Below are 17,108 nucleotides of genomic sequence, written 5' to 3' on the forward strand. Positions count from 1 at the left end.
ACTCACACAGGAGCTTCGTTTCGCCCATGATGTTCGCGCTGCTACGCTCCCGCCGGTTCGCGCCGCTGTTCGGCTGCCAGCTGTTCGCCGCGTTCAACGACAATTTCGTGAAGAACGCGCTGGTCATCCTGCTGCTGTTCCACATCGGCGGCGCGAGCGGGCCAATGCTGGTGACGCTTGCGGGCGGGCTGTTCATCCTGCCGTTCTTCGCGCTGTCGGCGCTCGGCGGCGAGCTTGCGGACCGCTACGACAAGGGCCGCGTCGCGCGCTGGACCAAGCTCGCCGAGATCGGCGTCGCGGTGATCGCGGCAGTCGGCTTCTTCCTCTATTCCGCGGTCCTGCTGTTCCTCGCGCTGTTCCTGACCGGCGTGCTGTCCGCGCTGTTCGGCCCGGTCAAATACGGCATCCTGCCCGACCACCTGAAGCGTGAGGAGCTGGTCGCCGGCAATGCGCTGATCGAGACCGCGACCTTCCTCGCGATCCTGGCCGGCACCGTCGGCGGCGGGATCATGGTGGCGGAGGCGAGCCCCTACGCGGTCGCCGCGGTCACGCTCGGCGTGTCGGGCCTGGCCTATTTCTGCGCGACGCTGATTCCGCCGACAGGCGAAAGCGCGCCGAACCTGAAGATCGAGCGCAACGTCTTCAAGAGCTCGGCGGCCTTGCTGCGCGACCTGAAGCGCGAGCCGCGGCAGTGGATCGCCTCGATCGCCGTCAGCTGCTTCTGGCTGGTCGGCGCGATCCTGCTCGCGCTCGTGCCGCAGCTCGTGAAGACCGCGATCGGCGGCGACGAGAGCGTCGTCACGCTGTTCCTCGCCGTGTTCACCATCGGCATCGCGCTCGGCTCGATGGCCGCGGCGCGGCTGAGCGAGCGGCGCATCCTGCTCGCGCTGACCCCGATCGCGGGCGTCATCGTCGGCGTGTTCTCGCTCGACCTCGCCCTCGCCACCTACGGCATGACGCCCGCCGATCCGCTGATCGGCTGGACGGAGTTCGTGCGCTCGGCAGCCGACATCCGCATCCTGGTCGACCTTCTGGCGATCGCCGCCGCCGGCGGCCTGTTCGTCGTGCCCGTGTTCGCCTTCCTGCAGTCGGAAGCCGGCGAAGACCGGCGCGCCCGCGTGGTCGCGGCGAACAACGTGCTGAACGCCGCCTTCATGACCGCGGGCGCGGTCGTGCTGATCGCGCTGCAGGCGGCGGGGCTGACCACCTCGACGCTGATCGCCCTGCTCGGCGCGCTGTCGATCGCGGGCGCGCCCGTTCTGGGGCGCGCCCTCCCCGGCTCGATGCTGCGCGACACGGCTCATCTGGCGTTTTCTCTGCTCTACCGGGTCGAGGTGCGCGGCATGGCGAACCTCGAAAAGGCGGGGCCGAAGGCGGTCATCGCGATCAACCATTCGAGCCTGCTCGACGCGCCGCTGGTGATGTCGCTGCTCGCCGACGAGCCGGTGTTCGCGATCGACAGCGCGATGGCGACGCGGTGGTGGGTGAAGCCCTTCGCCAACATGGTGCGCGCCTTCCCGATGGACCCCGCGAAGCCGCTCGCGACCCGCGCCCTGATCAATCTGGTGAGGGAGGGAAACCGGCTGGTGATCTTCCCCGAGGGGCGCATCACCGTCACCGGCTCGCTGATGAAGATCTACGACGGCGCCGGACTGATCGCGGACAAGTCTGACGCGCCGGTCGTGCCGGTGCGGATCGAGGGGCTCGACCGCTCGCCGTTCTCCTATCTCACGCGCCGCCAGCTCCGGAAGCGGCTGTTCCCGAAGGTCGTCGTCACGATCCTGCCGCCGGAGAAGCTCGGGGTCGACGCCTCGCTCGTCGGTCGCAGGCGCCGGCAGGCCGCGGGCGCGGCGCTCACCGCTCTGATGTCGCGGATGGTGTTCGCGACCACCGATATCGACCGCACCCTGCACGAGGCGACGGTCGCCGCCGCCAAGGCCGAAGGCTTCAGCCAGGTCGCGGTGGCGGACGCGCTGGGCGCCAGGCTCAGCTACCGCAGGCTGTTCGCCGGCGCCGCGGCGCTGGAGGTGAAGCTGCGAGGGCTCGCAAAGCCGGGCGAGGCCGTCGGCGTGCTGCTGCCGAACACGGCCGCGGTCGCCCTCGCCTTCCTCGCTCTCCAGCGCGGCGGCCGCGTGCCGGCGATGCTGAACTACACCGCCGGCGCCGCGAACCTCGTCGCGGCGTGCAAGGCGGCGGAGGCGCGCACGGTGCTCACCTCGCGCGCCTTCATCGAGAAGGGTCGCCTGCAAAAGGAGGAGGCCGCGCTCGGCGGCGCCGTGAGGCTCGTCTATCTCGAGGACGTCCGGGACGCGATCGGGCTGGTCGACCGCCTCAAGGGCCTGCTCGCCAGCGGTCGCGCGGCGCGCGGCGACCCGAACGCCCCGGCGGCGATCCTGTTCACGTCCGGGTCCGAGGGCGCGCCGAAGGGCGTCGTGCTCAGCCACAGGAACCTGCTGTCTAACGTGGCGCAGGTCGCCGCGCGCATCGACTTCGGGCCGGCCGACGTCGTGTTCAACGTGCTTCCCGTGTTCCACGCCTTCGGGCTGACCGGCGGCCTGCTGCTGCCGCTGGTCTCGGCGGTGAAGACCGTCCTCTACCCCTCGCCGCTGCACTACCGGATCGTGCCGGAGATGGTCTACGGCTCGAACGCCACCGTGCTGTTCGGCACCGACACCTTCCTCGCCGGCTACGCCCGCTCCGCGCACCCTTACGATTTCCGCTCGCTGCGCTTCGTGGTGGCGGGCGCGGAGGCGGTGAAGCTCGAGACGCGCAAGGTCTGGGCCGAGAAGTTCGGGCTGAGGATTCTCGAAGGCTACGGCGTGACGGAGGCGAGCCCGGTGGTCGCGGTCAACACCCCGATCTTCAACCGCGGCGGGACCGTCGGCCAGTTCCTTCCGGGCATCGAGCACCGGCTCGCCCCCGTCGAGGGCGTCGAGGACGGCGGTCGGCTGTCGATCCGCGGACCGAACGTCATGCTGGGCTATCTGCGCTCCGAGCGGCCCGGCGTGCTGGAGCGGCCGGTCGACGGCTGGCACGACACCGGCGACATCGTCGCGCTCGACGACGCAGGGTTCGTCTCGATCAAGGGCCGCGCCAAGCGCTTCGCCAAGATCGCGGGCGAAATGGTGTCGCTCGGGCTGGTCGAGGAGACGGCCGCCAGGGCCTGGCCCGAAGCCTCGCACGCCGCCGCCACCGCGCCCGACCCCCGCAAGGGCGAGCGGGTGGTGCTGGTGACGACGAAGAAGGACGCCGAGCGCGGCGCGCTGCAGGCCGCGTTCCGGCAGGCGGGCCTGCCCGACATCGCGGTCCCGGCGGAGATCGTCACGGTCGGGAAGATTCCGCTGCTGGGCTCCGGCAAGACGGACTATGTCGCGGTCGCGAAGCTCGCGGCCGGATCGAAGGAGCAGGCGGCGTGAGCGCCGCGCGCGGCGTCCACGACACGCGAAGGCGGATCGAGACCGCGGCGCTCGGGCTGTTCGCCGCCAAGGGCGTCGACGGCGCCTCGATCCGCGAGATCGCGGCCGGCGCCGGCCTCACCGAGGGCGCGCTCTACCGGCACTTCGCCTCCAAGGAGGAGCTGTCGCGCGCGCTGTTCATCGACCGCTACGGAGCGCTCGCCCGCGGGATCGAGACGATCCGCGCCGAGCGCTCCGGCTTCGGCGACAGGCTCGACGCGCTGGTCGATTTCTTCGCCGCCTCCTTCGACGCCGACCCTGCGGGCTTCGCCTATGTGCTGGTCTCCCAGCACGAGCATCTGCGCGGCCTCGACAAGGCGGCGCCGGAGAATGCGGTGGCGGCGCTCGGCCGCGTGTTCGAGGACGCGATGGCGGCGGGCGACATCCCGCGCGGCGACGTCGCGCTGACGACGGCGCTCGCGCTCGGCCTCGTGGTGCAGCCGGCGATCTTCTTCATCTACGGCCGGCTCGCCGAGCCGCCCTCGGCGCATCGCGCGGCGATCGCAGGCGCGATCCGGCGGGCGGTGGGCGTCACTGACAGCGCGGTCTAGCGCCCGCCGCTTCCTCCCTCGTCCGGCGCGCTCCGCGCCGAAACGCCGATGGTTAATCAATCGTGAGCGCGACAATGCAAAACAGCGTCAATTAATAGTAAAAACAGGAATCCCCTCCGTTATCAGCGTCTCGCGCCCTTCCGGCCGTCGTTTCCGCTATAATGCGGCGGGTCCGCCACTGGCTCCGGGAGCTGCCGAGATGATGACGAGCATCGCTCGCGACGCATCCGCAACGACGCCCCGCGTCGACTGGGTGGACGTCGCCAAGGGCATATGCATCGTCCTCGTGGTGATGATGCACTCGACGCTCGGCGTCGAGAAGGCCGCCGGGGCCGAGGGCTTCATGCACTACGCCGTCGCCTTCGCGCGGCCGTTCCGGATGCCGGACTTCTTCCTGATATCCGGGCTGTTCCTCGCCCTCGTGATCGACCGCGACTGGCGGCTCTATCTCGACCGCAAGGTCGTCCACTTCGCTTACTTCTACCTGCTCTGGCTCGTCATCCAGGGCGCCACGAAGTGGCCCGGGCTGGCGATCGACGAAGGGATCGGCGCGGTCGTCCACCAGTTTCTGGTGTCGCTGGTCGATCCGTTCGGCACACTGTGGTTCATCTACCTGCTGCCGATCTTCTTCGTGTTCGCCAAGCTGGTGCGCCGGCTCCCGCCGCTGCTGGTGCTGGCCTTCGCCGCCCTGCTCGAATCGCTCCAGGTCCACACCGGCTGGATGGTCCCGGACGAGTTCTGCGCACGGCTGTTCTACGTGATGCTCGGGTGGTACGGCGCGCCCCGCATCTTCGCGTTCGCCGACATGGTGCGGGGCCGCCGGGGCCTGGCGCTCGCGGGCCTCGTGGCCTGGGCGCTGATCAACGGCGCCGCTGTGTTCGGCGGCGTCGCGACGCTGCCCGTCGTCAGCCTCATGCTCGGCGTCGCCGGGGCGCTCGCGATCGTCTCGGTCGCCGCCCTCATTGCGGGCTCCTCGGCCGCCGAGCCGCTGCGCTACGCCGGCGAACGCTCGATCGTCGTCTATCTCGCGTTCTTCCTGCCGATGGCGGCGACGCGCGCGGTCCTTCTCAAGACCGGGGTGATCTCGGACCTCGGCTGGGTCTCGGTGATCGTGACGACCGTCGGCGTGGTGGCGCCGCTCGCCCTGCACTGGCTCGTGATGAAGACCGGATGGGCAAAGTTCCTGTTCGTCCGGCCGCAGGCTTTCCACATCGACCGCCCCAAGACCCCGCTGCGAGAAACCGGCCTGCAGCCGGCTCGATAACGCAGAAGTGCGCGGTTCCGCCGCACTTCGGATTTGTTCTAAAGTTTGACGAAGGACGGGTTCGCATCTTCTTCTCGCGCGCTATCGTTAAACGCGAGAGGCGATCTCGACGCCCACGGAGGAAAATGCCGCAATGAGAATTAAGGCAGTTTTTGCAAGCCTCGCCCTTGGCTCGGCGCTCGTCGCGGGCTCCGCCGCGATGGCGGCCGAAGGGCCGTACACGCAGGCCCAGCTCGACAAGGGCAAGTCCGAATACAACGGCGCCTGTCGCCAGTGCCACGCCAAGGAAGGCGCAGGCGCGCTCGGGCCCGCTCTGAAGGGCGACGCGTTCCTCAAGGTGTTCGGCGGCAAGCCGGTCGCCGAGCTGCGCGACTACATCCACACGAACATGCCGCAGAACGCGCCGGGTTCGCTGACGGAAGACCAGCTGAACGTGCTGACGGCGTACATCCTCTCGCTCAACGGCTTCACGCCGGGTCAGACCGAGATGTCCGCGGATTCGGCGAAGGGCGCGCAGCTCACGCCGTGATCGGGATTTGAAGGGCGCCGGCGTTCGCCGGTTCCCTTCAAGCCGCCGACGCCTATAGTCCCGGCCGAACCTGGCCGGGACTTCTCACGCATGCCGAACCGCCCTGTCGCCTCCGGCGACCACGTCGTCCTCGTGGACGGCTCCTCCTACATCTTCCGCGCCTATCACGCGCTGCCGCCGCTGACGCGCCCGTCCGACGGGCTGCCGGTCGGCGCGGTGTCCGGCTTCTGCAACATGCTGTGGAAGCTGCTGCGCGACGCCGGCTGGGTCGACCCGACCCACCTCGCGGTGATCTTCGACAAGTCGGAGGTCACGTTCCGCAAAGAGATCCACGAGACATACAAGGCCAACCGGTCCGAGCCGCCCGAGGACCTGATCCCGCAGTTTCCGCTGATCAGGCGCGCGACCGAAGCCTTCTCGATCGCGTGTATCGAGAAGGGCGGCTACGAGGCGGACGACCTGATCGCGACCTATGCCCGCCTCGGCGCGGAAGCGGGCGCCGAGGTCACCATCGTCGGCTCCGACAAGGACCTGTTCCAGCTCGTCGGCGGGCTGGTGACGATGCTCGATCCCGTGAAGGACAAGCGCATCGGGCCCGACGAGGTGTTCGAGAAGTTCGGCGTCGGGCCGGACAAGATGATCGATCTGCAGGCGCTGGCGGGCGATTCGGTCGACAACGTGCCGGGCGTGCCCGGCATCGGCGCGAAGACCGCCGCCCAGCTGCTCTCCGAATATGGCGACCTCGAAACGCTGCTCGGGCGCGCCCACGAGATCAAGCAGCCGAAGCGCCGCGAGAACCTGATCGAATACGCCGACCTCGCCCGCATCTCGAAGCGGCTGGTGACGCTTGAGACCAACGTGCCGCTCGACGTCTCGCTCGACGACATCGCGGTCCAGGAGCCGAACCCGACGCGGCTCGTCGCCTTCCTCAAGGCGATGGAGTTCAACACGCTGACCCGCCGCGTCGCCGAGGCGACCGGCGTCGACATCGCAGCCGTGACGCCCGACGCCGAGATGATGTCGGCGAAGCGCTCCGCGCCGGCTCCGCGCGGAAGCGAGACGGTCGCGGCCGGTCCGAAGGACGACGACGAGTTCGACCTCGGCGAGCCGCCGGACCCCGCACTGCCGCAGACGGAGACCCTCGACAAGGGCGCCGGAGGCGGCTGGTACAAGCGCGCGGAAGGCCGCGCGCGCAAAGGCATGGACTACACGCCGCCGACGAACGGCGGCGCGCAGAGCGCCTTCGACGGCCCGACGCCGCAGGCGCTGGCCGAGAAGCGCCGGGTCGAGGCCGCGGGCGCGGTCGTCGATCGTTCGGCCTATGAGTGCGTGACGGATGTCGGCCGCCTCGCCAACTGGCTCGAGGACGCGCGCGAGGCCGGCCGGCTCGCGGTCGACATGGAGACCTCGGCCGTCGACCCGATGCGCGCCGAGCTCGTCGGCTTCTCGCTCGCGATCGCGCCGGGCGTCGCGGCCTACGTGCCGCTCGGCCACGTCACGGCGGCGGGGGACCTCCTGTCGGAGAACGGCGCCGGGGGCGGTCTCGTCGAGGGCCAGATCCCGGCGAACGAGGCGCTCGCCGTGCTGAAGGATCTGATGGAGGACGACTCCGTCCTCAAGATCGGCCAGGGGATCAAATACGACCTGACGATCCTCGACCGCCTCGGCGTCCGCGTCGCGAACTACGACGACACGATGCTGATGTCCTATGCGCTGGATTCGGGGCTCGGCGCGCAGGGGCTGGACGAGCTCTCCCGCCGCCATCTCGGCCACGCCTGCATCTCCTATGACGAGGTGACCGGCACCGGCAAGGCGCGCCTGAACTTCGCGCAAGTCGCGCTCGACAAGGCCACGGCTTACGCGGCGGAAGACGCCGACGTGACGCTCAGGCTCTGGACTCTGTTCAGGCAGCGCCTGGTCGCCGAGCGCATGGTCACCGTCTACGAGACGCTGGAGCGGCCGCTGCCGGCGGTGCTGTCGCGCATGGAGCAGCGCGGCGTCTCGATCGAGCGGCCGATGCTCTCCAGACTCTCGGGCGAGCTCGCCCAGCGCATGGGGGCGCTCGAAGCCGAGATCCACGCGCTCGCGGGCGAGCCGTTCAACCTCGGCAGCCCGAAGCAGCTCGGCGACATCCTGTTCGGCAAGATGGGCCTTCCCGGCGCGAAGAAGACCAAGACCGGCGCCTGGGGCACCGCAGCCGGCGTGCTGGAGGAGCTCGCCCTTCAAGGCCACGATCTGCCCCGCCGCATCCTCGACTGGCGCCAGCTCTCGAAGCTCAAGAGCACCTACGCCGACGCCCTGCCGACCTACGTCCACCCGGAGACGCGCCGGGTCCACACCACCTATCAGCTCGCCGCGACCACGACGGGCCGGCTGTCCTCGACCGAGCCGAACCTGCAGAACATCCCGATCCGCACCGAGGAGGGCCGCAAGATCCGGCGCGCCTTCGTGGCCGCGGAGGGGGCCAAGCTGGTGTCGGCCGACTACAGCCAGATCGAGCTCCGGATCCTCGCCCACATGGCGGACATCCCGCAGCTGGTGCAGGCCTTCGCCGACGGGCTCGACATCCATGCGATGACGGCCTCGGAGATGTTCGGCGTGCCGGTCGAGGGCATGGACCCTTCGACGCGGCGGCGCGCCAAGGCGATCAATTTCGGCATCATCTACGGCATCTCGGCCTTCGGGCTGGCGAACCAGCTCGGCATCGGGCGCGAGGAGGCGGGTCTCTACATCAAGACCTATTTCGAGCGCTTCCCCGGCATCCGCGACTACATGGAGGCGACCAAGACCGCGGCGCGCGAGCAGGGCTACGTCACAACCATCTTCGGCCGGAAGTGCCACTACCCCTCGATCCGCGCCTCGAACCCGGCGGAGCGCGCGTTCAACGAGCGCGCCGCGATCAACGCCCCGATCCAGGGCTCGGCCGCCGACATCATCCGCCGCGCGATGATCCGGATGGAGGCCGCGCTCGCCGAGGCGAAACTGTCGGCGCAGATGCTGTTGCAGGTGCATGACGAGCTGATCTTCGAGGTCGACGACGCCGAGGTCGACGCCGTGATCCCGATCATCACCCGCGTGATGGAGGACGCCCCCCACCCCGCGCTCAAGCTTCGCGTGCCGCTGAAGGTGGACGCCCGCGCCGCGCTGAACTGGGAGGAGGCGCATTGAGCGCGCTTCGAAGGGCGGGACGCGCGGTCGCGCTGGCGCTTCTCGCAGGGTTCGCCGTGTCCTCGACGGCCGACGCCGACGACAAGGCCGCGCTGACCTATGCGGTCCACGAGCCCGAGGTGAAGTCGCCGCACCCGCCGCTGCTGGTGCTGCTGCACGGGCAAGGCGCCGACGAGCTCGACCTCATCGGCCTGTGGCCGCAGCTGCCGCGGAACTTCCTGATCGTGTCGCCGCGCGCCCCGTTCAGGAACGCCAATGGCGGCTACCGCTGGTATGGCGGCGGCGACGGCCAGGGCGTCGAGGTGAGCGCACGGGACGTGCTGTCGCTGATCGGCACGGTCTCGAAGCATTACGCGGTCGACCCGGCGGAGGTGTTCGTCGGCGGCTTCAGCCAGGGCGCGGCGCTGTCCTACCAGCTCGGCCTGACCCAGCCCGCCCGCTTCCGCGGCGCGGCGGCGCTGAGCGGCGCGATCCCGAAATCCGCGCAGGCCCCGGCCGGCGCCGACTGGTCCCGCACCGCCTTCTTCATCGCCCACGGCGACAGGGACGACCGCATCCCCTTCGCCTCCGCCCGCTCGGCCCAGGCGACGCTCGCCAAGCTCCACGCCCCCACAGCGTTCCACGCCTACCCCGGCATGGGCCACCAGATCACCGACGCCGAGACGCTCGACCTCGCGGAGTGGCTGGCGAAGACGGAGGACTGAGGGGGGGAAGGCAACAGCGACCTTACGGCCTGCATTCAATTACCGCGGAGAGGCTTTGCGCATGCGCAGCGAGATCGGCAGGCTTCATGGTCTCTCCGGGCGCGCCCACGTCGAACGTCGTGTTGTTCGTCTCTAGAAACGTCTGAGCGACCGAGCTCTTGATCGCAAAATTGACGTTCTGTGCAATGTCGCCGCCATTCGCTAAAGCGAATTTCAGTGTGTTCAGCTTCGCAACGACGATGCCGACCACGTTGCCGCTTTCGTCAAGCAACGGCCCTCCGCTATTGCCGGGCTGAACGGGTGCGGAAATTTGTATCCTACTTGAATCGTCGTGCAGCCCTGCGGTAGCCGTGACCCCACCCCGGGTGAAGTTGCCGCTTGTTGCGAGATCGCCGTTCAAGGGAAAACCGAAGGCGGCGACGTCTTCGCCGAGGCGAACGCCGGCCCGCAGCTTCGCGACCGCATCACTCGCCTTATCGCTTTCAATCAACGCTAGGTCGTTTGGCTCGTCGCGGGCCAGCACCCTACCGGTCGCCTTATTCTGACCGATGGTCAGGGTGACGACCGCACAGCCCTTCACCACGTGAGCGTTGGTCAAGAGTCTCTTCTGAGAGACGAAAAAACCCGTACCGGACTTGTCCTCGCTCGGCGCAGCGGCTTCAGCAGGAGGTGACGGAGCAGGTGCTGGCATTACCGGCATCGTCGGCGGCGTGTACGTCGCTTGCGCTGTATCGCCTCCGCCATCCAGCGAAACGGAGAAAAGGTTGGCCATCAGGTTGGGAATGCGGTCGCCCCGTTCAATGCGGTTCGAGTCCCAACTCGTGGCGAAGCCCACCACACCGCCGCGCGACAGCTGATACTTCGTGTAGAATGCCCGGTCGCCGACCCCGCCGGCCACCGCGAAGAACCGCGGCCGGATCACCTTGTAGTCGATCCTGCGCGCGCCGGCCGTCGAGCTCATCCGGAGGTAAAGCTGTTCCAGCGACGTCTCCGACGCGGAGAAGAAGGAAAAGTCGACGCTCAGCGAGCGATCATAAGCTTCGTAGCTGTAGCCGCGGGCGGTGTTGACCTGAAGCGGAGCAGCTTTCTTCGGAACGTAGAGTTTGGCGTTTGTGTAGGGACGCTAGATCTCTGTCATGCCCCACGCTGACATTGCGCCATAGCCGGACACGCGAAGTCGGGCCAGTTGGTCCGGAGTAAGCCACCCGGTTTGCGGCGCGCCGAGCGACGATTGATATTCCTGAATCGCCTTGAAGAGCCGTGGCCCGAAGGCGCCGGTGCTCATTCCGTTGAAGTGGCCGGCTGCGATCAGAAGAAGCGGCACTTCGAAGTGCTGTTTCGCATCCGACGCATAGAACGCGCGTTCTGCGATCTGATAGTCTGCGCGGTTGAGGGCTGCGACAGGCTGGGCGCCGATGGCGGCCGCCACAGCTAGGAATCCGAAGAGGACCCAGATCTTCATAGCTCGCCCCGACGGAGGCGCCGACCTCCTGCAGGCAACTATAGGTTGGAAATTCTGGACCGCGAGTCCAAAGCCGCTTTTTTGCCTCGAGACCCCCGAAGACCTCAATGCTCCTCCACGCCCTCCTCCCCTCCCCCGTCGGAACCCTCACCCTCGTCGCGAGCGACGCCGGGCTCGCCGCGGTGCTGTGGGAGAACGACGATCCGCGGCGCGTGCCGTGGGCGGCGGCGAGCGTGGCGGGCGAGCATCCGGCGCTCGCCGAGACGGCGCGGCAGCTTGGAGAATATTTCGCGGGCGAGCGCCGGTCGTTTGCGCTGCCGCTCGATTTCCGCGGGACGGCGTTCCAGCGGCTTGTGTGGGAGGCGCTTATCGCGATCCCCTATGGCGAGACGCGCAGCTATGGCGAGATCGCGGCCGCGGTCGGCAGCCCCAAGGCGGTGCGGGCGGTCGGGGCCGCGAACGGGCGCAACCCGATCTCGATCGTCGCGCCCTGCCACCGTGTGGTCGGAGCGTCCGGCAGGCTGACGGGATTTGCGGGCGGCCTCGCGGCGAAGGTGCGCCTCCTGACGCTCGAGAGCGGCGCGCCGTTCGGGAACGGGCTGTTCCGCGCGTCGGCGGCGGACGCCCGGCCTCCTGTGCAAGCGCCAGGCGCGCGCTAGACCCTTGTCCTCGGCGGCCGACAGAGCCGTCCAAAACAAAAAGGACATGAGGAAATGCTCAAGCGCGCTTCATTCGTCGCGGCCGTCGCAGCGCTCGTCGCCTCGCCGGCCCTCGCCGTCGAAGTCACCGAGGCGACCCCGGTGAACGCCACGCCGGACAAGGTGTGGGCCACGATCGGCGGCTTCTGCGGAATCCAGAACTGGCACCCGGTCGTCGAGAGCTGCACGCTGTCGACCGGCGGAGCCAAGCTGGTCCGCACGCTCGCTCTGAAAGGCGGCGGCAAGCTCGTCGAGCGCGAGCTCCGCCGAGACGACGGGTTGATGAAGTACAGCTACGCGATCATTGACGGTCCGCTGCCGGTCGCGGACTACGTCTCGACCATCCAGGTCGAGCCGTCGGGTTCTGCGGGCTCGAAGGTGACGTGGACCGGCACGTTCCAGGCGAAGGGCGCGAGCGACGCCGCCGCCAAGGACGTGATCGACGGCATCTATGTGAAGGGCCTCGCCGGCATCGTGGATCAGGCGACGAAGCCCTGATCGCGAGCGAACGTCCTGCGCCTGGATCGGCTGCAGCCGATCCAGGCCGTCAGGCGCCGTAGGCCCTGGCGTATGCCGGCCGCGCGGCGAGGCGGCCGAGATAGCCCGCGAAGCGCTCCGGCTCCGGCAGCTTGCCCCATGAGACGATCCAGCCGAGCAGCGCGCCGACCATGACGTCGGCTGCGGAGAACGTTTCGCCGAGCAGCCAGGGTCCGGGCTCGACCGCCGCCAGCACGCGGGCGAGCGCCTTGTCGAAGGTCGGCCAGCCGATCGCCATCGGCGGAGGCGGAGCCGCGCGCGGGAAGACGAGATCCGCCAGCGCCGGCTCGAGGCCCGCCGCCGCATAGCAGACCCAGGTCAGATAGCGGCCGCGCTCCAGCGTTCCTGGGAGCGGGGCGAGCCCGGCCTCGGGATAGGCGTCCGCGACGTGCAGCAGGATCGCGGAGCTCTCGGTGACCACGACCGCAGACGCGCCGTCCGGCCCGCGGTCGATCAGCGTCGGCAGCTTGCCGTCCGGGTTGAGCGCGAGGAAGGCCGGCCGCTTGTGCTCGCCGGCCTCCAGATCGACTGCGACGATCTCATAGGGCTCGCCGATCTCCTCCAGCAGCCAGCGGATGCGCTGGGAGCGCGACCGCGGGTTGTGGTGCAGGACGAAGCGGGCGGGCGCCACGACGTCAGGCCCGCGGGGCGGCGCCGCCCGCGAGCAGGTCGCGGATCTCGGACAGCAGCTTGACGTCCTGCGGGACCTCGGCGACCGCCTCGGGCTTGGCCTCCTCCTTCTTCTTCATCCGGTTGATCGCCTTGATGATCAGGAACAGGATGAAGGCGATGATCAGGAAGTTGATCGCGATCGTCAGGAAGTTGCCGTAGGCGAGCACCGCCCCCTGCTTACGCGCCTCGGCGAGCGAGGTCGCCGTCACGGCCGACGACAGGCCGATGAAATAGTTCGAAAAGTCCAGTCCGCCGACGACCGCGCCGATCACCGGCATGAACACGTCGGCGACGAGGCTCTCGACGATCCTGCCGAACGCAGCGCCGATGATGACGCCGATCGCGAGATCGACGACGTTGCCTTTCATCGCGAATTCTTTGAATTCCTGGATCACCGACATTGGCGTCGATCCCTCCCTCGCTGGTGGCGCCGGGCCGCTCCGCCCGCTAGACGTTAACGGGACGTCGGAGCGCGACGCAAGCCGCAGTTCGCTTGCGCCGGGGCGGAAACCAGCCCGGCCGGATCGGCGGCGCCGAAGGGGATTTGAGCGTGCAGGGTTGGGTCGTCGTCACGGTCGCGATCGGCTATCTGGGCGCGCTGTTCGCGCTTGCCGCCTTCGTCGACCGCAAGCGGCCGTTCTGGCTTGCCGGGCCGCTGAGGCCTTGGATCTATGCGCTCGGCCTCGGCGTCTACTGCACGTCATGGGCGTTCTTCGGCGCGATCGGCTTTGCGGCCAACGCCGGCTGGAGCTTTCTCGCGCTCTCGCTCGGTCCGGCGCTCGCGCTGCTGCTGTTCGGCTCGACGATCCGGCGGGTGGTGCGGCTCGCGAAGTCCGACAACATCACCTCGATCGCCGACTTCATCGGGGCGCGCTACGGCAAGAGCGAGGTGGTCGCAGGCCTGGTCGCGATCGTGGCGATCGCAGGCGTCACGCCCTACGTCGCGCTGCAGCTCAAGGCGATCTCGACCTCGCTCGAGCTCGTGATGGGGCCGCAGGCGTCGGCGGTCGTCGATCCGGGCTTCGCGGCGGCCGCGGTGCTTGCTCTGTTCGCGGCGCTGTTCGGCACGCGTCAGGTGGCGGCGACCGAGCGCCAGGACGGGCTGATGTTCGCGATCGCGACCGAGTCGGTTGTGAAGCTCGTCTGTTTCGCGGCCGTCGGTCTGTTCGCCGTCTTCTGGCTGCATGACGGCCCGGCGGACATCATAGCCCGCGCGCGGGAGGCTGGCGTCGGCGCGGCTTTCGCGCGGGCGCCCGCGCTGTCGCAATGCGTCGCGCTCACCGTGCTGTCGTTCGCCGCCTTCCTGCTGCTGCCGCGCCAGTTCCACGTGGCGATCGTCGAGAACCGCAGCGACCACGAGCTGAAGCGCGCCGCCTGGGCCTTTCCGCTCTATCTGCTCGTCTTCAACCTGTTCATCGCGCCGATCGCGCTCGCGGGCCTCATCGCGTTCCATGCGGCGGGCGACGTCGCGCCCGACGCCTACGTGCTCGCCCTGCCGCTGCAGGCCGGCGCGCCGTGGATCACGGGCGCGGCCTTCATCGGCGGGCTCTCGGCCGCCAGCGCCATGGTGGTCGTGGAGTCGGTCGCGCTCGCCATCATGTTCTCCAACGACCTCGCGATGCCGATCCTGCTGCGCGGCCGGGCCCGCCGCCAGAGCATGACGCGCCGGCTGCTCATCCTGCGCCGGGCGGCGATCGCCGCCGCGCTGTTCGCCGCCTATCTCGTGCACCGCATCACGGGCGCGGCCGAACTCTCCACCATCGGACTTCTGTCGATGGCCGCGATCGCGCAGCTTGCGCCGGCGTTCTTCGGCGGCCTGTTCTGGCGGCGCGGCACCGGCCGCGGCGCGGTCGCGGGGATTTCCGTGGGGCTTGCGGCCTGGTTCTGGACGCTGATGCTGCCGGTGATCGCCTCGCAGGTCCCGGCGCTCGAAAGCGTGGTGGCGGACGGGCCGTTCGGCTTCGGCTGGCTGCGGCCCGGCGCGATGTTCGGGCTCTCCTTCGCCGATCCGCTGCCCCATGGACTGTTCGTCAGCCTCGCTCTCAACCTGCTGGCCTTCGTCGGCGGCTCGCTGACGCGGGCGCCCTTCCCCATCGAACGCCAGCAGGCGGCGGCCTTCTTCGGGGACGCCCCGGCGACCACGACGACGCCCGCGACGCTCCGCAGCCGCCGCACCCGGGCGACGGCCGGCGAGCTCGCCCAGACCGTCGCGCGCTATCTCGGTCCCGAGCGCACCGAGACCGCGTTCCGCGGCTTTGCGATCGCCCGCGGCGGCGCGCCCGAGGGCGCGGCGGAAGCCGACCTCCAGACATTGCGCTTCGCCGAGCGGCTGCTCGCCTCGGCCATCGGGCCGGCGGCCTCGCGCCTGGTGCTGTCGATGCTGCTGACCCAGCGCGACGTGACGAGCACCGCCGCGCTCCAGCTGCTCGACGACGCCTCCGCCGCCATGCAAACCAACCGGGACGTGCTGCAGAACGCGCTCGACCATGCGCGCCAGGGCGTCACCGCGATCGACGGCGACATGAAGCTGGTCTGCTGGAACCGCGAGTTCCGCGAGCTGTTCGACCTGCCTGAGGAGATGATCCATCTCGGCGTCGGCCTCGACGACATCTTCCGCTTCAACGCCGCGCGCGGCCTCTACGGGCCGGTGATCGCCGACGAGTTCGTCGCCGACCGCATCGAGCGTTTCGTCGTCAGGCTGGAGACCCTGCGAACCCGGCTTCACCCATCGGGCCGCGTGATCGAGATCCGTTCGGCGCGCATGCCGGACGCCGGCGTCGTCACCACCTACACCGACATCACCGAGACGGTCGCGGCGCAGGAGGCGCTGGAGCGCGCCAACGAGACGCTGGAGCGCCGGGTGCGGGAGCGCACGCGCGAGCTCACCCGCCTCAACCAGGAGCTCGCCCGCGCCAAGACGGAGGCCGACGAGGCCAACATCTCGAAGACGCGCTTCCTCGCGGCGGCGAGCCACGACATCCTGCAGCCGCTGAACGCGGCGCGGCTGTTCGCCACCAGCCTCGTCGAGCGCGCCGCGCCCGAGACCGACCAGGCCCGGCTGGCGCGCAACGTCGACTCCTCGCTCGACGCGGTCGAGGAGATCCTCTCCACGCTGCTCGACATCTCCCGCCTCGACACCGGGGCGATGAAGCCCGAGCTGTCGAACTTCCGGCTCGACGAGATCGTCTCCCAGCTCGCGCGCGAGTTCGCGCCGGTCGCGGCCGAGAAGGGTCTGAAGCTGAAGGTGCTGCCGACCAGCCTGACCGTGCGGTCCGACCGCCGGCTGCTGCGAAGGGTGCTGCAGAATCTCGTCTCGAACGCGATCAAATACACGCCGTCCGGCCGCGTCATCGTCGGCTGCCGACGGCTCAAGGGGAAGCTCAGGATCGAGGTGTGGGACACCGGCCTCGGCATCGCCTCCGGGCAGCAGAGGCTGGTGTTCCGCGAGTTCAAGCGGCTCGAGCAGGGCGCGAAGGTGGCGCCGGGCGTCGGGCTCGGCCTGTCCATCGTCGAGCGGATCGCGCGCGTGCTCGATCATCCGATCACGCTCCGCTCGACCCCCGGCCGGGGGTCGGTGTTCGCTCTCGAGGCGCCGACCGCCGCCCCGATGCCGGCGCCCGTCGCCGCGGACGCCGCGCCGAGCCACCGCAACGCGGCGCTCAAGGGGCTGGTGGTGCTCGCGATCGACAACGAGCCGGCGATCCTCGACGGCATGACGACGCTGCTCGAAGGCTGGGGCTGCACCGCGATCGCGGCCGCGAGCGAACGCGAAGCCGAGCAGGCGATCGTCAGGCGGAAGCTGACGCCCGACGTCATCCTCGCCGACTATCACCTCGACGAGGCGGACGGCCTCGAGGCGATCGTCAAGCTGCGGTGGAAGCTGGGGTCGCCGATACCGGCGGTGCTGATCACCGCCGACCGCTCTCCGGGCCTGCGGGAGAAGGCGGCGGCGAAAGACCTGCAGATTCTTCCGAAACCGGTGCGTCCGGCGGCGTTGCGGGCTCTGCTGGCGCAGCTTCTCGCCAGACGGGAAGCCGCCGAATAGAGCGTCGCCACAAGGGCGGCGCC

The 17,108-nt window shown here is 69.4% G+C and carries 13 protein-coding genes; 9 read left to right on the plus strand and 4 right to left on the minus strand.

Annotation, left to right across the window (positions count from 1 at the left end; translation table 11 throughout):
- Positions 1-26: 26 nt before the first annotated feature.
- The 6 genes from PKE75_RS09950 (at position 27) to PKE75_RS09975 (ending at position 9,671) form a co-directional block, all read left to right on the plus strand.
- On the plus strand, positions 27-3,416 hold the full coding sequence (locus PKE75_RS09950; RefSeq protein ID WP_271168580.1) for an acyl-[ACP]--phospholipid O-acyltransferase: 3,390 nt from the start codon (positions 27-29) through the stop codon (positions 3,414-3,416).
- Positions 3,413-4,006: a TetR/AcrR family transcriptional regulator gene (locus tag PKE75_RS09955; protein ID WP_271168581.1), complete on the plus strand. Its 594-nt coding sequence runs from the start codon at positions 3,413-3,415 to the stop codon at positions 4,004-4,006. Before PKE75_RS09950 ends, PKE75_RS09955 begins: the two co-directional genes overlap by 4 nt.
- 202 nt (positions 4,007-4,208) lie before the next feature.
- Entirely contained in the window at positions 4,209-5,270 is a 1,062-nt protein-coding gene (locus PKE75_RS09960; protein WP_271168582.1) for an acyltransferase family protein, read from the plus strand.
- Between the two features lie 133 nt (positions 5,271-5,403).
- Positions 5,404-5,799 carry a c-type cytochrome gene (locus tag PKE75_RS09965; protein WP_271168583.1) on the plus strand — a complete coding sequence of 132 codons (396 nt, stop codon included), beginning with the start codon at positions 5,404-5,406 and terminating at the stop codon, positions 5,797-5,799.
- 90 nt (positions 5,800-5,889) lie between these two features.
- Complete coding sequence (gene polA, locus PKE75_RS09970; protein WP_271168584.1) at positions 5,890-8,967, plus strand: DNA polymerase I; 3,078 nt, start codon at positions 5,890-5,892, stop codon at positions 8,965-8,967.
- Entirely contained in the window at positions 8,964-9,671 is a 708-nt protein-coding gene (locus PKE75_RS09975) for an alpha/beta hydrolase (RefSeq protein WP_271168585.1), read from the plus strand. Before polA ends, PKE75_RS09975 begins: the two co-directional genes overlap by 4 nt.
- 22 nt (positions 9,672-9,693) lie before the next feature.
- Here the strand turns inward: PKE75_RS09975 and PKE75_RS09980 are convergent, their stop codons facing one another.
- Together PKE75_RS09980 and PKE75_RS09985 are read right to left on the minus strand one after the other, a co-directional pair.
- Positions 9,694-10,632, minus strand: coding sequence for a S1C family serine protease (locus tag PKE75_RS09980; protein WP_271168586.1), 939 nt, complete (start codon positions 10,630-10,632; stop codon positions 9,694-9,696).
- Between the two features lie 162 nt (positions 10,633-10,794).
- Positions 10,795-11,133 (minus strand): peptidoglycan-binding domain-containing protein, encoded by a 339-nt coding sequence (locus PKE75_RS09985; RefSeq protein WP_271168587.1) that lies wholly within the window; start codon positions 11,131-11,133, stop codon positions 10,795-10,797.
- Between the two features lie 107 nt (positions 11,134-11,240).
- Here PKE75_RS09985 and PKE75_RS09990 point away from each other — a divergent pair, with 107 nt between their 5' ends.
- Positions 11,241-11,792 (plus strand): methylated-DNA--[protein]-cysteine S-methyltransferase, encoded by a 552-nt coding sequence (locus PKE75_RS09990; protein ID WP_271168588.1) that lies wholly within the window; start codon positions 11,241-11,243, stop codon positions 11,790-11,792.
- 54 nt (positions 11,793-11,846) lie between these two features.
- Positions 11,847-12,329: an SRPBCC family protein gene (locus PKE75_RS09995; protein ID WP_271168589.1), complete on the plus strand. Its 483-nt coding sequence runs from the start codon at positions 11,847-11,849 to the stop codon at positions 12,327-12,329.
- A 49-nt stretch (positions 12,330-12,378) separates the two neighbouring features.
- On the opposite strand, the gene PKE75_RS10000 is transcribed toward PKE75_RS09995, so the two are convergent.
- Positions 12,379-12,999 carry a glutathione S-transferase family protein gene (locus tag PKE75_RS10000; RefSeq protein WP_271168590.1) on the minus strand — a complete coding sequence of 207 codons (621 nt, stop codon included), beginning with the start codon at positions 12,997-12,999 and terminating at the stop codon, positions 12,379-12,381.
- A gap of 4 nt (positions 13,000-13,003) precedes the next feature.
- A complete protein-coding gene (mscL, locus tag PKE75_RS10005; RefSeq protein ID WP_271169171.1) occupies positions 13,004-13,435 on the minus strand; it encodes a large conductance mechanosensitive channel protein MscL in 432 nt (143 codons plus the stop codon).
- Between the two features lie 155 nt (positions 13,436-13,590).
- On the opposite strand from mscL, the gene PKE75_RS10010 reads away from it, so the two are divergent.
- Positions 13,591-17,085 (plus strand): PAS domain-containing hybrid sensor histidine kinase/response regulator, encoded by a 3,495-nt coding sequence (locus PKE75_RS10010; protein ID WP_271168591.1) that lies wholly within the window; start codon positions 13,591-13,593, stop codon positions 17,083-17,085.
- Positions 17,086-17,108 lie beyond the last annotated feature (23 nt).

Origin of the sequence: Hansschlegelia plantiphila, from assembly GCF_027922265.1 — a bacterium.
Classification (GTDB): Bacteria; Pseudomonadota; Alphaproteobacteria; order Rhizobiales; family Methylopilaceae; genus Methylopila; species Methylopila plantiphila.